The sequence below is a fragment of the Runella sp. SP2 genome (assembly GCF_003711225.1).
Classification (GTDB): domain Bacteria; phylum Bacteroidota; class Bacteroidia; order Cytophagales; family Spirosomataceae; genus Runella.
Genome location: NZ_CP031030.1, coordinates 6,844,696 through 6,859,628 on the forward strand (window position 1 = coordinate 6,844,696; position 14,933 = coordinate 6,859,628).

A 14,933-nucleotide genomic window follows, 5' to 3' on the forward strand; every position below is an offset into this window, starting at 1 on the left:
TAAGGTTTAGGAGATAAACCTTAAAGATAGCATTGAAATAGAAAACCACAATTAGGTTTCCAAAATCAGCAACATAGCATCATTGGACAAGGCTTCAAATTCCACCTCCGTCACCGAGGAAAGCGATAAGCCATCGCGGGCGTGAAGCAGGCGGTTTTGGACTTCAAATGCACCTTCTATCACAAAAACATACACTCCTTTACCTGCTGATTGCACTTGATAAATATCCTCTACCCGCCCGTCATAACGCCCGATGAAACCTGGCACACACGCATTAAAAAGAGGAAGCAACCGATTCTTTTGCGAAAAATCGAACGTATTTATTTCGGTTTTTGGGGTAAAATCTTCTGGCGGACGCTTCAACCAAATCTGTAAAAAATTCACCAGATGGTCAGGATACGGGTTGGTGACTTTGTAGCTCATCCCTTCCTTTGCCGAAAACACCTGTACTTGCCCAGCTTCAACAAAACCCGTTTGGTTTAGGCTATTTTCATATTCCAAAGCCCCAACCAACGGAATCAAAACCACATCCGTCGCTTGGTCAACCGTCATTTCGAGGCTACGTTCGTAATCAAGGGTGTCGTCGTTCAGCACGCGCAAGGAGCCAAACGGCTCACGGTTTTCGGCTTGGTACGCTCCAAAATTGAAACTATGGTAGCTCCGAAACCAGTCGAGTTGTGACACTCCGCGCTGGTCGGCTAAGAAGATAATGGCGTTGGTTGAGGGCATCATGGTCTATGAATCAATATAATGGGCTACGCGCTTACAACAATGGTGTGGGTTAAAGCATATCCATTGGCAACACTTCCCGAAAGCGTCGCAAGCTCGTTGGCATACCCGTCTCCAAACACGTTGTCTTTTTCGTTGGTGGTATCCGCTTTGCCTTTTTTGTAATAGTTGGTGGCAGTAGTAAATACGGTGTCACATACATCGGCAGGAAAGGCGATTTGGGTGACCAACAATGACTTACCCGTAGCATCATAAATGTGAACGTGGATGTGTACCGCACGACCAGAATACCAGCCTGGGAAAATTGTTGTAAAACCAACGTTCCCTGATGCATCCGTTGTTTGGCGTCCCCGTAAAAAATGAACCGAAGTGTAATTGGTACTTTGCATACCCGTTCCTCCGTATTCTGAGTAGTTGCCGTCGGCATCGCAGTGCCAAATATCAACCAATGCTCCCGAGAGATTTGTACAGTTGTTATTTTTGTTTTTGATGTTAATAGCCACTGTCATCGGGAGACCTGTGCGGTCAGAACGGATGTCTTTCAACACCAAAGAGCTAGGAGTTTTGGTGGGAAACGGCCCTTCGGTTTCCGAATTTGTCACTGTACAGTTAGTGCTCGAAGAGCCATTGGTAGAACCTTGCGATGTGGTAGAACCCGACGTTGACGTGGTGGGGTCAACGGTGTCTTTGCTACAGGCACTTACGAGGGGTGTTACTGCTGCAATTCCTAAAAGTGACAAGCTTCTTTTCAAAAATTCCTTGCGTTCCATATTCGTTTGATTCGTTTGAATGAGTGATTTTAATTACCCATACGTACAAGACATGCACAACGTTGTGCAAAAAGCCTGTTTTGAGGTAAAGGGCTTAAATGTTGCGGTAAACACAGGTCAGACGATAGTCAGACCTGTGTTTACCGCTGTACTCTTCGTGGTCTGACTATCGCCGACCAGTGTTTGAGGACTCTTCTATTCTTCGTGGTCTGACTATCGTCTGACCACGGTGTTTTTGACTATTTTTTTGTCAAGCGTTTGGTTCATGGTTACTTGTTCGACCGAAAGACGGGCGTTGCTTGTTACAGTAAAACTACCCGTTTGAATATAGTTGAGTGTTGCGGCCAAACAGTTTTCCTGCGTATCGCCCCAGTTTTTACTGAGTCCATCCGATACCGCCGCATCAACGGCTAAGCCCGTGTAATAATCCCCTACATTGTTTGCATTTACCGTTTTAAAGGCAATCGGGGCAATGACGTAATCCATCACCTCAAAACCGTACATGCCTACGGGCTTGCCGTGCGTCGTGCTACCAATTGTTTTGACGTCCAGATACGGTTTTAGGTTATTGATAAGTAATTCGGAGGCGGAAGCAGAGGCCGACGACGTGATGAAGAAAATTCGAGAAAGATTCAAAGAACCCGTTTTAGAAAAGCGAATCGTCTCGTTCCACTGCGAAAGTTTGGTGTTGTGAAGATAGCTAAACATCACCGACGACTTGGTGACACTCGTAGGAGCAAGCGCGTTGGCCAGCATAATTTGCGTTTCGACGTCGCCCCCGCCATTATAGCGCAAGTCCACGATGAGTTCGTTGACTCCTGCACTTTCAAAATTGCTCAATACCGCTTTTAGCTCATTCTGCGAAGGCGTTCCTGTAAAGCTATTGAAGACAAAATACCCAACTTTCCGCCCCGCTACGTCGTAGGTTTTGTTAAAAAGTACCGTATTCATCGTGTAAGTCGCGGCTGTTAGCGCAACGGTGGATGTAGTTCCATCCGATTTTTCAAACCCAAACGTCGTAGAAGTCGCATCATAGAAGGCATTAACAATGGCATCATCCGTCATTGACTTTACCGATTGTCCGTTCAGCGTCGTCAGTTTCCAGCCCCGTTCTACCCCTGCTTTTCCCGCAGGCGATTGGTCATATACATAACGCACGCGCAGGTCGTTGTTGGCATCGTATTTTATCCAAAAACCAAAATCTTGCGTTTCGCCGTCCGAAAAATAGCTATTGAAAGTACTCGCCTTTTCCACAAACGACCAGCGGTCTAATGTTTGATAGGTACGCAACGCATCCATCTCACTTTCAGGGTCGGCATACGATCGAGGATTAAACGTAGTAGGAAGTTTATCATACCACAAATAAACATCTTGCATGTACAGCCAAAGCGAATCGCGAATGTCTGCCGTATTTGAGGAGGTATTTGAAGAACTAGAGCCGCTAGAAGTGGTTTGCGGGTCGAGGTTGTTTTGTTTGCAACTAAAAAGGGCAATACAAAACGCTACAGTCATTCCAATAGTAAGTTTTGCCATGTTGCTCATGATACTGTTTTTAAGTTAGGTGAAGAAAAAAAACAGGGAGAGGTATGACAAATTCGGTCGATGCTCAAAAAGTGGATGATTGCGTTAACAATTGCTGTTACGCATATCCTTCTGGGAGCGTTGCAGAAAACCGTACCCGTGGTTTTACGCTGTGCCCGTGGTTTTGTGCCGTGCCTGTGGTTTCTTCGCCGTGCCCGTGGTTTCTCAAAACCACGGACTCGACAGACGCGGTTTTGAGAAACCGCTGACACAGTTGAGAAACCGCTGACACTTACTAGGAGGAAAAACGTTTGAAAAACTCAGTTTCGTAGCTACTTCCAATCGGAATTTCATTTCCACTAAGCGTAATTGTCTTATTCCGAACGTTTTCAATGCGTCGCATGGGTACAATAAACGACCGATGCACTCGTATAAAATCCCGTGCTGGCAGTTTTTCAACCATGCTTTTCATGGTCATACGCGCCACGATAGGTTTCGCATTTTCGAGCTGAATTTTGAGGTAATCGTCTAACCCCTCGATAAACAAAATGTCGGCGATGGCAATTTTATAGGTGCTGTAATCGGCTTTGATGTATAAATATTCAACAGCAAGCTCAGGTTCTGCTTTTTTGATGAACTGAGAATAATCCAGCGCTTTTTGAACTCCCTGCTGAAAACGCTCGAAGGTAAATGGTTTCAAAAGATAGTCAACTGCGCTGAGGTTAAAGCCTTCTACGGCATATTCAGCGTAGGCCGTCGTAAAAATCACCATCGCCGCTTTTGGAATCGCTTTATAGAAATCAATCCCCGACATGGCAGGCATATTTATATCCAAAAAGAGCAAATCCACCTCATTTTCGTTCAAATAAGCCAGCGCCTCGTCGGTACGCGAAAAGGTTTTTTGTAAGTCAATGAAAGGTACTTGACTGCAAAAATGAGAAATCACCCGCAGTGCAGGGGGCTCGTCGTCGATAGCTATTGCTTTGAGCATAGTGGGGTTACGTTTTTTGATTAATATAAAATAACAGGGTTTTGAGAAACCCTTTGCACGTAGGGTCGGGTTGTGAGCAACCCTCTGCACGTGAGGTCGGGTTTTGAGAAACCCTTTGCACGTGAGGTCGGGTTTTGAGCAACCCTCTGCACGGTGCACGGTGGATTTACGCCATCCGCAATTGTAAATCTACCGTAAAACTATCGACGCTATCCCCGATTTTCAATTCATAATTATCAGGGTAGAGCAATTCCAAACGGTTTTTTGTGTTTTCCATTCCTATACCGCTTGACGTTTCTTCATCATAGAATACTCTCACTTTTTTGTTGAAAGTATGCAGTTGTAATACACCCTTTTCTACTGACAACTGTATCCGAATCAGCGATTTTTCCTGAGGATTTACGCCGTATTTAAACACATTTTCGATAAAAGAAATCAAAATCAACGGCGCTATTTTGTATCCATTAGGTTTGCCCTCTATCCCAAAGTTCACTTCCACGGTATCGTCAAGGCGAAGCTTTTGCAATGCCACATAATTTGAGATATATTCAAACTCTTGTGCCAAATTTACCCAATCAGTATCTGCCTCACGCATGACATACCGCATCAACGACGACAGCTTCACCACGGCATCGGCCGTATGCGGCGACTGCTCAATCGCCAACGAATAGATGCTATTGAGCGTATTAAATAAAAAATGGGGGTTGATTTGTGCTTTCAAAAACGAAAGTTCGGTGTTCAGTTTTTCGCGCTCAGTTTGCCGTAAACGATGGTTAATACTCAAAGCTAATGACACAAAAACACCGACCAAAAACAGAAACAGCGCATGACTTAGCTCAAAACCCACAGGAGGCTTATTTCCCGTTGTCATTTCATGAGGAGGTGGAGGGAAATCATGAAGTCTGGTTTCATCATTAGATGGTGGTGGGGGATGGCCATGTTCCTCAAAGCGGCCTTGGTGTATTTTAGGGCCAATCGACGTTCGGTCAATGGAAGTAAGAAGCAGGAAAATAACCCCAAAACCTGCGCCAACACCCAAGGCGTACCGAATGTACTTTTTGGTAAAATAAAAAGCAGGAATTAGGTAATAATAATTTAAGTAAAAGAAGCCCAGCATAAACAAGTACGACCCAAAATTCGTAAGCTCATGCGGGTTTGAGGTCAGGTGAAGGAGTTGTGAAAGCCCATTGGGCGCAAAAATGTAGGGAAGTGCCAAAAAAGCCAATCCCCCAAATACGTGTACCGAGAATTGCCACGCGGGGCTTTTCATAAAAGGGTATTTTTTGGGAAAATTAGAAGCCTCTTTTATTCCTCCCAAATTCTTGCGGTCATCAGGCATAATTTGTCGGTAGATAAGTATTTATAGCATAGGTTTTGGTTTTTGGTATAGATACTCCTACTTTGTCTCCAAATCCTATAATTGTTTGTTCTGTAGTTATGGCCAACGAAGTACTTCTGCAAATTAGCAGTAAACTGAAAGATTACCGCAAGTCGAAAGGAATAACCATTCAACAATTGGCAGATCGTGCCCAAGTAAGCAAGGGACTTATCTCGCAAATTGAAAACAATCGGACGATTCCTTCACTGTTGGTACTCATCAACCTTATTCGCTCGCTAGGGGTGGATTTGAACGATTTTTTTGCCGATGTAGAACAAGCTTCCGAAGCCAAAGTGCTGGTCAAACGCAGTAGCGAGTATCAGTCGTTTGAAAAAGAACAATCCAAAGGCTTTTTGTACAAACGCATCATGACGCGCAATATCCAAAGCCTTCCTACTGACATTGTGATTCTGGAACTAGCTCCCAAAGCTACCCGCGCTTTCATGGTCAAAACCAATGCCTATGAGTACAAATACATCATTAGCGGAGAAGTGGAATACACCGTGGGTGACCAAAAATATACCTTGAGTGCAGGTGACTCCATTTTCTTTGACGCCAATCTCCCACACAAACCCGTCAACGTTGGAGATACGACCGCGTCTATGCTCGTTATGTATTTCTTCAAAGAGTAATTTTGTTTTATCATAAACCCTAAACCTTTACTACCATGAGTCATTTAATTTATGTATTGATCGTTGGTGCTATTTCAGGATGGTTGGCTGGTCAAATAAGACGAGGATTTGGATTTGGTCTTTTTGGCAATATCGTTGTCGGAATCGTAGGTGCTTTCGTCGGAAACTGGGTCTTTGGTCAGCTTGGCGTCTCGTTGGGTGCAGGTTTATTGAGTACAATTCTCACCTCCGTTATCGGGGCATTGTTGGTGTTGTTCGTCATTGGCCTGATTAAAAAGTAGCGCGTTTATCAACATTTTATACCCAAATAGCCCGTATTTTGCGGGCTGTTTTTATTTTAATCACTCCATTTTCTGTTCTTAGTAGTATGAAACCTTTTATTGCTCTCGCTTTTTTCCTCGTGTCTCTATTCGTACACGGTCAATCCGTACGTCCAACCACGGAATCCGTCGCCAAACACATTCAGTTTTTGGCTTCCGATAAAATGAAAGGACGGGGTACGGGAAGCAAAGAGAATAAAAAAGCAGCGGCGTATATCGTCAAACAATTCAAGAAAAATGGACTCACTCCCCTTGGTACCGACGGTTTCTTGCAACCTTTTACGGCCAAAGTACGCCGTGTAGTTGTCCCCGACAGTATTCGTCCTGCTTCAAACGTGATTGGTTTTCTGGACAATGGCGCGCCCTACACCATCGTCATCGGTGCGCACTACGACCACTTGGGCGAAGGCCGTCAAGGAAGCTTGCGTGACGCCAACGCTGTAGGGCAAATTCACAACGGCGCCGACGACAACGCGTCGGGCGTGGCAGGGTTACTAGAATTGGCGCGGTATTTTGCCAAAAACGACGTCAAAGAGTCCTATAATTTCCTCTTTATCGCTTTCGGAGCCGAAGAATTGGGTTTGGTAGGCTCGCGTTACTTTGTGAATAACCCTACTCTGCCGTTGGAAAAAATAAATTTTATGGCCAACATGGACATGATTGGCCGCTATGCTCCCGACCGTGGTGTGGGCATCGGGGGGTACGGTACTAGCGATGCCTGGCCTGCCATTTTTAAGGAAGTGAATGGCGCAAGCGTTAAATTTTTTACGGACAATTCGGGCAGCGGCGGTGCCGACCACGCTTCGTTTTATGCCAAGAAAATCCCCGTTTTGTTTTTCCACACGGGCGGCCACGACGACTACCACAAACCTACCGACGACATCGAAAAAATCGACCTAGCGTCAGAAGTGGGTATCTTAAACATTGAAATTCAGTTGATTGAGAATGCCATGAAGTTGCCTAAGCTGAATTTCACCGAGGTAAGGTAGTTCCGTGGCGGTTATATTCAGGAAGTTTGGTGCTTTATTTACCGTAAACACCAAATTCCTTTCGGTAACCTCATGAGTATTTATCTACGCACCCTTTCGGTGGCGGCAGCCTTGACCGCTGCCACCACACTGGCTTCTTACAAAAGTAGTCCTTCTCCACGCCCCGCTAAAAAGTCAACCGTTGCTGCTGCCGACATCAAAGTGCCTGCGGGTTTTAACGTCACTATTTTGGCCGAAGACTTAGAAACACCTCGGCATCTGGCCGTTTCTAAAGGCGGCGATATTTACGTCAAAATCAACAAACTTAAAGACGGCAAAGCCATTTACCGCCTCCGCGACACCAACGGTGACGGTGTTATCGACGAAAAAATCGGCTTTGGCGATTACAAAGGCTCGGGTATGTACATCCGTGGCGGTTATTTGTACGCGTCGTCTTCTACTAGCGTTTACCGCTATAAACTCAATGACAAAGAAGAAGTTATCGACTATGACCACCCCGAACTCATCGTCAAAGGGCTGGTAGCTCGCGGCCGCGACGAAGCCAAAAACTTGACCGTCGATAACAATGGCTATGTGTATGTAAACGTAGGTTCGTACGACGAAACTTGCAAACAACCTGGTACCAAGCAGGGCATCATGCCTTGCCCGTTGTTGGATTCTATCGGGGGGATTTGGCGCTTCAAAACCGACCGTTTGAACCAATATTACAGCGACGGAATCCGCTACGCCACGGGCTTGAAAAACGTGGTAGGCTTGGATTGGAACTCCACCAATAATTCGCTTTTTGCCCTCATGCACGGTCGCGGGAAGTTCCACGAAGATTTCCCTCAGTATTATACCCCGCAAGACAGCGAAAAATTGCCTGCCGAAACCCTCTACGAACTTCGCCAAGGCGACGATGCGGGCTGGCCTTACGTCTATTATGACCCTTTCCAAAAGAAGAAAATCCTTTGTCCTGAATACGGCGGTGATGGAAAGAAAACGGGCGGCGAAAAGGCGGTGAACCCCGTAGCCGATTTTCCTGCCCACCTTGGCCCTAATGCGTTGTTGTTTTACACGGGCAAAATGTTTCCTGCCAAGTACAAAAACGGTGCGTTTATTGCCTTCCACGGGCAGTCGCCTGTGTTGAAAAAGGGTTACATGGTGGCCTTTGTACCGTTCAAAAACGGCAAGCCTTCTGGCCCTTGGGAGATTTTTGCAGATAATTTTGCAGGTACTGATTTAGCCAAGCCCACAGGCCCCGTTCAACACCGCCCCACGGGCCTCGCCCAAGGCCCCGACGGTGCCATTTACGTCACCGACGATTTGAACGGAACGTTGTACAAGATTACGTATAAGGCTCCTAAGAAATAGGTTTTCCTAATTGCATAAAAAATCCCGCGTCGGTAATTGGCGCGGGATTTTTTGTGTGTGCCTTGGCGGGTGTTCTCATCCACAAATAAGGATAGTCACTTGTGAAATCAGGGAATCGGGAGAGGGTTGGTGATGTTCTTCAATCGCCTCAAATGTTGTGTCACCAACGGACGGGTATTTGTGAAGTAAAAGCAGAAAATCGGAGCGCCGATGCGACCCCATTTAGGGCTAATGTTGGAAATAATACGAGGCTGAATTACTTACGTTCACCACTTTTTCATAATCGCATCAGCGAACCGATACAATGTTGGTGGCTACCGTCGCACGTGCGACCCCGTTTTTTCGCCAGTCAAGTGTCGATGCGCAAAAAGTCCACAGGTGTCTATTGGCCAGTAAGTTGTTGGTGTACAGCTTTGACAAAGTCCACTGCTACGCCTGCAATGTCTGCGATTTGTTCAAAGGTTTTGTTACCTTCATTTAAAAGATATTTAACAAAAGACTCTTTTCCTTTGTCAAGACCTCTCAAAAATAGAACGTCTCTTTCTTCTTTGATATATTCTGCGATGCTGTCCATAGCGTTTTTTAAATTTAGTTCCAAGTTACGAAGCTGAGCTAAAACACGCAACTGATTAAAGTATCTATTTAACGAAAAATCTCCTTTGGTAGTTTCTTTAATACGTACAAGTATCTGTTTTAAAGCACTTTCGGGATTTTCACCCTTGAAATTTGCCAAAATACCCAATATGATTTCTTCAGGCTTGTTCGAGTTAAGGAAAATATGGTAGTCAAGTTCCGAAAACGAAATAAGTGGAAAGCTAAATATTAATCGTTTTCTGTCAAGTTCGGTTGACATTTTAGGCTTGTCCGTACCGAGAAAAATGACAAACTGTTCGATAGGTAGGTCATATTTTCGTTCAAGCATAATGTAATAGTCTGCCATTCGATAAACCATTTCGGGTTCGTCTTTCACTTGAAACTCAATTTGAAGCACAAAAGTCTCTCCTTTTGTATCGGTTACTTTTTTGAGTACATCAGGTTTGCGTTCTTTAGTGTGCTGAATATCATCAGGTAATTCTTCCATAGAAACAGCCGTAATATCAAGCACATTTTGCATGATGCTTGATATTACGGCTTCGATATTTTCTTTGAAAATCTTGTCGTATTGTGCGGGTTGTCGTCCACTTGATTGGCTTTTTTTCTTTTTAGCTTCCATGAAGCAAAGTTACTGAAAATAGTAAGTGTATTAATTAGGTTTAGTACCCCCGATGGCACGAGCGGGATACGCGCGCTTTCGGGGTAAACTCCATAACAAAAAGAGGGTTTGTTCACCATTGCCCGTTAGGCTAGCCGCCCGCCCGAGTTTCGTTTAATCCCGAACGCTTTCAGGATTTCATGGCTTGGCTTTCCGCCACCACGAATGCTTAGTTATTGGTGCCTGTATTGGCCATTGTAGTAGGTCGTTGTCATTCATTTGTCCGAAATAATTCTGTCATACCTGCTAAGAAATATTTCAAATTTACCTTTGTCAACATTATATGACAATGCCCATTTGCTAATGCCTAATGCTAAAGTGTCCAGCAATTCTTTAAAATTAAAAGTTTTCCCCTCGTCTGTTTCTCTGACATATTTTGTTGTTGGGTGAGAAACATAAAACATTAGTCTCTTTACTTTTCCTGATTGCACTTTTCGAGAGTCTAAATTTGTCATATGCAAAACAGAATTTCTAAATTCCCAAAGTTCGTCTGATGTAATACCTAAAGTATTCAAGTCGACATAAGTATCTAGCCATTTGGGAAAGTTTTTATTAGTGTCACCAAATTCTAGATATGAAACTGTGTCAACGCAAATCATTAGCAACTTCATTGAGGAAACATATTGCTTTGCATTGAATAATATTCTTATCGCTTCAATAAAATCGTCGTTGATAAGATTGTCGAAATGAAAACCGCTTTCATCAATATAGTTAACGTACCATTCTTTCTGTTTATCAATATGAACAAATTTGGGTGGACTTGTCATAGCTATTTTTGTCTTTTCATATCCTTCAATAAAGATTTCTCCATTTTTTACTGGTGTCACTACAACTAATGGATTTGAAGATGCACCAAAATGTTGAAAGGCTGTTTCAAAAACTAAAAGCCCGTGTCCCTCGTTACACAAGTTTCTGTATGAAGTGTAGTCTATTCCTTGCCTGATAACATCATTAATTTTTATTTTGAAATTTGCAGGTAGAGGAAATCTTTGAGCATTTTTAAAGTCACTAGAAACATTTTGTTGAAGAAAGAGAACTTTTTCATCATCACTTCCTCCATGGGTATAAGTCACAACTCCTACTTCAGTTATTAAGTCTAAAATAGAATAAACAAATAAATTAAAAATAGTCTCCAAATGTGAGGTCATAATATAGCAAATAACTCTCGGATATCCGAGAGTTATGTCGTAATTTTCATATTTTTTTTGAGTTTTTTTAATATTTTATTACACTATTACTACTGTGCTTTTTGCATTTTTTGCAATACATACAACAATCAAATCACTCTACCTTAAAAGGGTTTACAAAGTTACTTGTGTTACATTAAACTCTGTCCAATTGATTGCATAATTATACAGATTTCCGCGCGATTTAGCAGTAAATTAATAAAAAAGTTATGAGGCAGAAGGCCTCCTGCCTAAGTAGCCCAAATATTCTTTTCAGCAGTATTCTTCTTAATAACATACCGTTGAAAGAAATGATAAATAAAGCTTATTTGTGCGGAGTAATGCTGTTTTTTGGAAGTAAAACAAGCTTCGCCCAAACGGGCAGCGTTCACGAACCTGTGCGCTACGTAGGTGGCATCAGCGCCGACCCGCAAGTCCACGAAGGGCGACTGCGCTATGCCATTGGTGTGGAAAGTCGGCAGACGCTGCGGGTCAACCGTACGCATCCTGAATTGGCCGATGGTTTTGGCTGGACGTACAACCACGCCTCCACCCTTTGTTATTGGAACAACACCTTTTACCAACAATACCTCAGCAACCCCGTCGATGAGCACATCGCCCCAGGCCAAACCTTGGTGGTTACTTCCAAAGACGGCCGAAGTTGGAGCAAGCCCACTGTGGTCTTTCCGCCGTACGTCGCTCCCAAGGGTGTTAAAATCCCCAAAGGCTCAGATGGTTATATGATGCACCAGCGCATGGGCTTCTACACCGCGCCCAACGGCCGTTTGTTGGTGCTGGCTTTTTATGCCCACGCCGAAGAACCGTTTCGGGAAGGGGGAATCGGGCGAGTGGTGCGAGAAGCCTATAAAGACGGCACGTACGGCCCCATTTATTTTATTCGGTACAGCAGCCATAAAACCGTGGATGGGGTTCAGTGGACCGAGAAAAATACCAGTTATCCCTTTTACCAAAAATCAACCGACCAAGGGTTTGTGGAGGCTTGCAACGCGCTTTTGGGCGATAAACTCATGACGCTCCAGTGGCGAGAAGAAGACAACGGCTTAGACGGTTTTTACAAAAACAACCTCGATAAATCGCTTGATATTCAGGCGCTCTCGTATTATCACCGCAAAGATGGCAAGGTTGTCGCTCTCTGGAAACGTTCAAAAGCTGCGCTGTCGGACGACGAAGGAACGACTTTTTCTACGCCTGTCAAAGTACCTACGTTGACCATGGCTGGGGGCAAACAATGGGGACAACGCACCGACGACGGGCGCTATGCCATTTGTTACAATCCCATTGAAATGGACGAACATCGCTTTCCGCTGGTCATCATCACGGGCGACGACGGGGCTATTTTCGACAACATGATTTTGGTACAAGGCGAAGTCCCGCCGCGTCGATTTTTTGGCCGTTGGAAAGATTTTGGGCCTTGTTACATGCGCGGTATGGAGGAAGGAAACGGCAATCCGCCTGGCAACGATATGTGGCTGTCGTACAGCATGAACAAAGAAGATATTTGGATTAGCCGCATTCCTACGCCTGTGCGATACGAAGTCAAAGGCAATATCGCCGATGACTTTAATGCGCTTCAAAACAACGGCTCAGTACCCGACTGGAACATTTATGCTCCGCAATGGGCGCCCGTCACGGTTGTGGCAACGCCCCAAAAGCAAGGAAAATGTCTCGAATTGGCCGACAAAGACCCTTACGATTACGCACGCGCCATTCGGGTGTTTGAAGAAGGCTCCCAAATCGAATGTTCGCTGACGGTATCGCCCGCCCAAAACAAGACGGGTTCGTTGGAAATTGACCTCACCGACCGCTACGGCAACCGCCCTGTTCGGCTACGTTTCGACGACAAAGGCAACATCGTCGTGACCGATGGCGGGACTGAAAAAATCGTCCAAACGTACGATGCTTCGCAATGGTACACATTGACGCTTTCGGTCAATGCTCAACTCACGGGTGGCTCTTTCGACTTGGTTATCAACGGCAAGAAAGTGGTCGAAAAAGCGGCTTTGGCCGAAGCGGTAAAATCAGTAGAGCGGTTGTCGCTACGCACAGGCCCGTACCGCGATTTACCCAACCGCAAAACGCCGAACGAAGACCCTCATCCGCCACTTGTGGGAGCTGATGAACCCGTTGCGCCAGCAGTTTTCTACGTGGATGATGTTATGGTGAAGAAACGATAAATCCGTGAGAGAAACCTGAGAGAAGGAGGGTACTATTGCATTAAAAGTCAGTAGTATAGAAAATTCTTAAACCCCCAAAAACCAGTAATCTCATGGAAGAAAAAAAAATCACTCCACACGCCAACAGTCGTCGCGATTTTTTGAAAGCTTCGTCGGTGGCAGCCACTTCTTTTTTCATTGTTCCTCGTCACGTATTGGGCAAAGGTTTCGTCGCGCCGAGCGATAAACTCAACATCGCGGGAATCGGTGTCGGCGGGAAAGGAAAAAGCGATTTAGCGTCGTTTGCCAATAGCCCAAACGTAAACATTGTTGCCCTTTGCGACGTGGACGACCGCCAGGCCGTTGAATCTCGCACCAAATTCCCCAAAGCCACTTATTACAAAGACTTCAGGGAAATGCTGGCAAAAGAAAACAAAAACATCGACGCTTGTTCTATCTCCACGCCCGACAACACCCACGCCGTGGCGACGCTGGCTGCCATGCAATTGGGCAAACACGTTTATACCCAAAAACCACTGACGCACGACATTTACGAAGCGCGGATTTTGGGCATGGCGGCGAAAAAATACAAGGTAGTTACCCAAATGGGAAATCAGGGTGGCTCGGGCAACGGCGTTCGTCGCATGAAAGAAATCTATGACTCGGGCATTATTGGTGATGTGCATAAAGTATTGACGTGGACCAACCGCCCCGTTTGGCCGCAAGCCATCCCAACCGATAAAACCTACGAAATTCCCAAAGAACTGGACTTTGATTTGTGGCTCGGCCCCGCCAAAAAAGTGCCTTACAACGAAGCGTACTTGCCTTGGAATTGGCGCGGTTGGTGGCCTTACGGTACGGGAGCACTCGGCGACATGGCTTGCCACATCATGGACCCCGTGTATCGTATTTTGCCCATCGACTATCCCACTTCGGTGGAATGTAGCGTAGCAGGGACGTGGACGTTTACCCTCCGTCCACAAGACGATAATCCTGATTGGACGCCTTTTTCGACCTCTATCCACTTGGATTATCCGCGTAAAGACGGCAAAGGCAACATCAAAGTAAGCTGGTACGACGGCGGTATTTTGCCCGAATTACCCGAAGAGTTATTGCCAGGTGAAAGCTTCGGAAACTCCGACGGAGGCGTATTATTCATCGGAACCAAAGGCAAACTCATGGCCGATTGCTACGGTGCTAAGCCTCGTTTGTTGCCTTTGAAAGCCAACGAAACCCTCAACATTCCCGAAACCATACCGCGCGTTCCCAACGAAGACCACTATTTGCAGTGGGTGAATGCGTGCATCGCAGGCTACGGCAAGGGCGTAACCAGTTCGCCGTTTGAATATGCCGCACCGTTTACCGAAAGTATTTTGATTGGTAACTTGGCCATCCGTAGCTGGATGTTGCGAGATAACCCAACTGCCAAGCGTTCGGTTGACCGATATAATGGCCGTAAGAAATTATACTACGACGCTCCTAACATGAAAATTACGAATTATGACTTGGCTAATCAATTTGTAAAACGTGACTACCGCGAAGGCTGGAGCTTAAATTTGTAATTTTTTAGTATGTAATTACTCATAGACCTTCCAAGTTTCCAAAACTTGGAAGGTCTTGCTGTTTTATAAACATAAGTTCAGTAATTATAAACAAAA

Annotated in this window: 13 protein-coding genes; 6 read left to right on the top strand and 7 right to left on the bottom strand. The window is 45.1% G+C overall.

Annotated elements, in window-relative coordinates; genetic code table 11:
* Window positions 1–51 precede the first annotated feature (51 nt).
* The 5 genes from DTQ70_RS27555 to DTQ70_RS27580 form a co-directional block, all read right to left on the bottom strand.
* A complete protein-coding gene (locus tag DTQ70_RS27555; RefSeq protein ID WP_122933797.1) occupies window positions 52–732 on the bottom strand; it encodes a pirin family protein in 681 nt (226 codons plus the stop codon).
* Between the two features lie 23 nt (window positions 733–755).
* The gene (locus DTQ70_RS27560) at window positions 756–1,499 is read right to left on the bottom strand and encodes an intradiol ring-cleavage dioxygenase (RefSeq protein ID WP_122933798.1); all 744 of its coding nucleotides are present in this window, start codon (window positions 1,497–1,499) and stop codon (window positions 756–758) included.
* 213 nt (window positions 1,500–1,712) lie between these two features.
* A complete protein-coding gene (locus DTQ70_RS27565; protein ID WP_164490244.1) occupies window positions 1,713–3,032 on the bottom strand; it encodes a S41 family peptidase in 1,320 nt (439 codons plus the stop codon).
* A 283-nt stretch (window positions 3,033–3,315) separates the two neighbouring features.
* Window positions 3,316–4,011 carry a LytTR family DNA-binding domain-containing protein gene (locus DTQ70_RS27575; protein WP_122933801.1) on the bottom strand — a complete coding sequence of 232 codons (696 nt, stop codon included), beginning with the start codon at window positions 4,009–4,011 and terminating at the stop codon, window positions 3,316–3,318.
* Window positions 4,012–4,177: 166 nt separating this feature from the next.
* A complete protein-coding gene (locus DTQ70_RS27580) occupies window positions 4,178–5,350 on the bottom strand; it encodes a sensor histidine kinase (protein ID WP_229600023.1) in 1,173 nt (390 codons plus the stop codon).
* Window positions 5,351–5,448: 98 nt separating this feature from the next.
* On the opposite strand from DTQ70_RS27580, the gene DTQ70_RS27585 reads away from it, so the two are divergent.
* From DTQ70_RS27585 to DTQ70_RS27600, 4 genes are all read left to right on the top strand, one after another.
* Window positions 5,449–6,021, top strand: coding sequence for a helix-turn-helix domain-containing protein (locus DTQ70_RS27585; RefSeq protein ID WP_122933802.1), 573 nt, complete (start codon window positions 5,449–5,451; stop codon window positions 6,019–6,021).
* Between the two features lie 35 nt (window positions 6,022–6,056).
* Window positions 6,057–6,302 (top strand): GlsB/YeaQ/YmgE family stress response membrane protein, encoded by a 246-nt coding sequence (locus DTQ70_RS27590; protein ID WP_122933803.1) that lies wholly within the window; start codon window positions 6,057–6,059, stop codon window positions 6,300–6,302.
* A 119-nt stretch (window positions 6,303–6,421) separates the two neighbouring features.
* Window positions 6,422–7,330, top strand: a complete 909-nt coding sequence (locus DTQ70_RS27595; protein WP_229600024.1) for a M20/M25/M40 family metallo-hydrolase — start codon at window positions 6,422–6,424, stop codon at window positions 7,328–7,330.
* A gap of 72 nt (window positions 7,331–7,402) precedes the next feature.
* Window positions 7,403–8,683, top strand: a complete 1,281-nt coding sequence (locus tag DTQ70_RS27600; RefSeq protein ID WP_122933805.1) for a sorbosone dehydrogenase family protein — start codon at window positions 7,403–7,405, stop codon at window positions 8,681–8,683.
* Window positions 8,684–9,065: 382 nt separating this feature from the next.
* Here DTQ70_RS27600 and DTQ70_RS27605 read toward each other — a convergent pair whose 3' ends face one another.
* Both DTQ70_RS27605 and DTQ70_RS27610 read right to left on the bottom strand, forming a co-directional pair.
* Window positions 9,066–9,896 carry a hypothetical protein gene (locus DTQ70_RS27605; protein ID WP_122933806.1) on the bottom strand — a complete coding sequence of 277 codons (831 nt, stop codon included), beginning with the start codon at window positions 9,894–9,896 and terminating at the stop codon, window positions 9,066–9,068.
* Window positions 9,897–10,150: 254 nt separating this feature from the next.
* A complete protein-coding gene (locus tag DTQ70_RS27610) occupies window positions 10,151–11,083 on the bottom strand; it encodes a hypothetical protein (RefSeq protein ID WP_122933807.1) in 933 nt (310 codons plus the stop codon).
* Between the two features lie 329 nt (window positions 11,084–11,412).
* Between DTQ70_RS27610 and DTQ70_RS27615 the strand changes: the two genes are divergently transcribed.
* Entirely contained in the window at window positions 11,413–13,296 is a 1,884-nt protein-coding gene (locus tag DTQ70_RS27615) for a hypothetical protein (protein WP_122934584.1), read from the top strand.
* 92 nt (window positions 13,297–13,388) lie between these two features.
* A complete protein-coding gene (locus DTQ70_RS27620; protein ID WP_122933808.1) occupies window positions 13,389–14,837 on the top strand; it encodes a Gfo/Idh/MocA family protein in 1,449 nt (482 codons plus the stop codon).
* Window positions 14,838–14,933 lie beyond the last annotated feature (96 nt).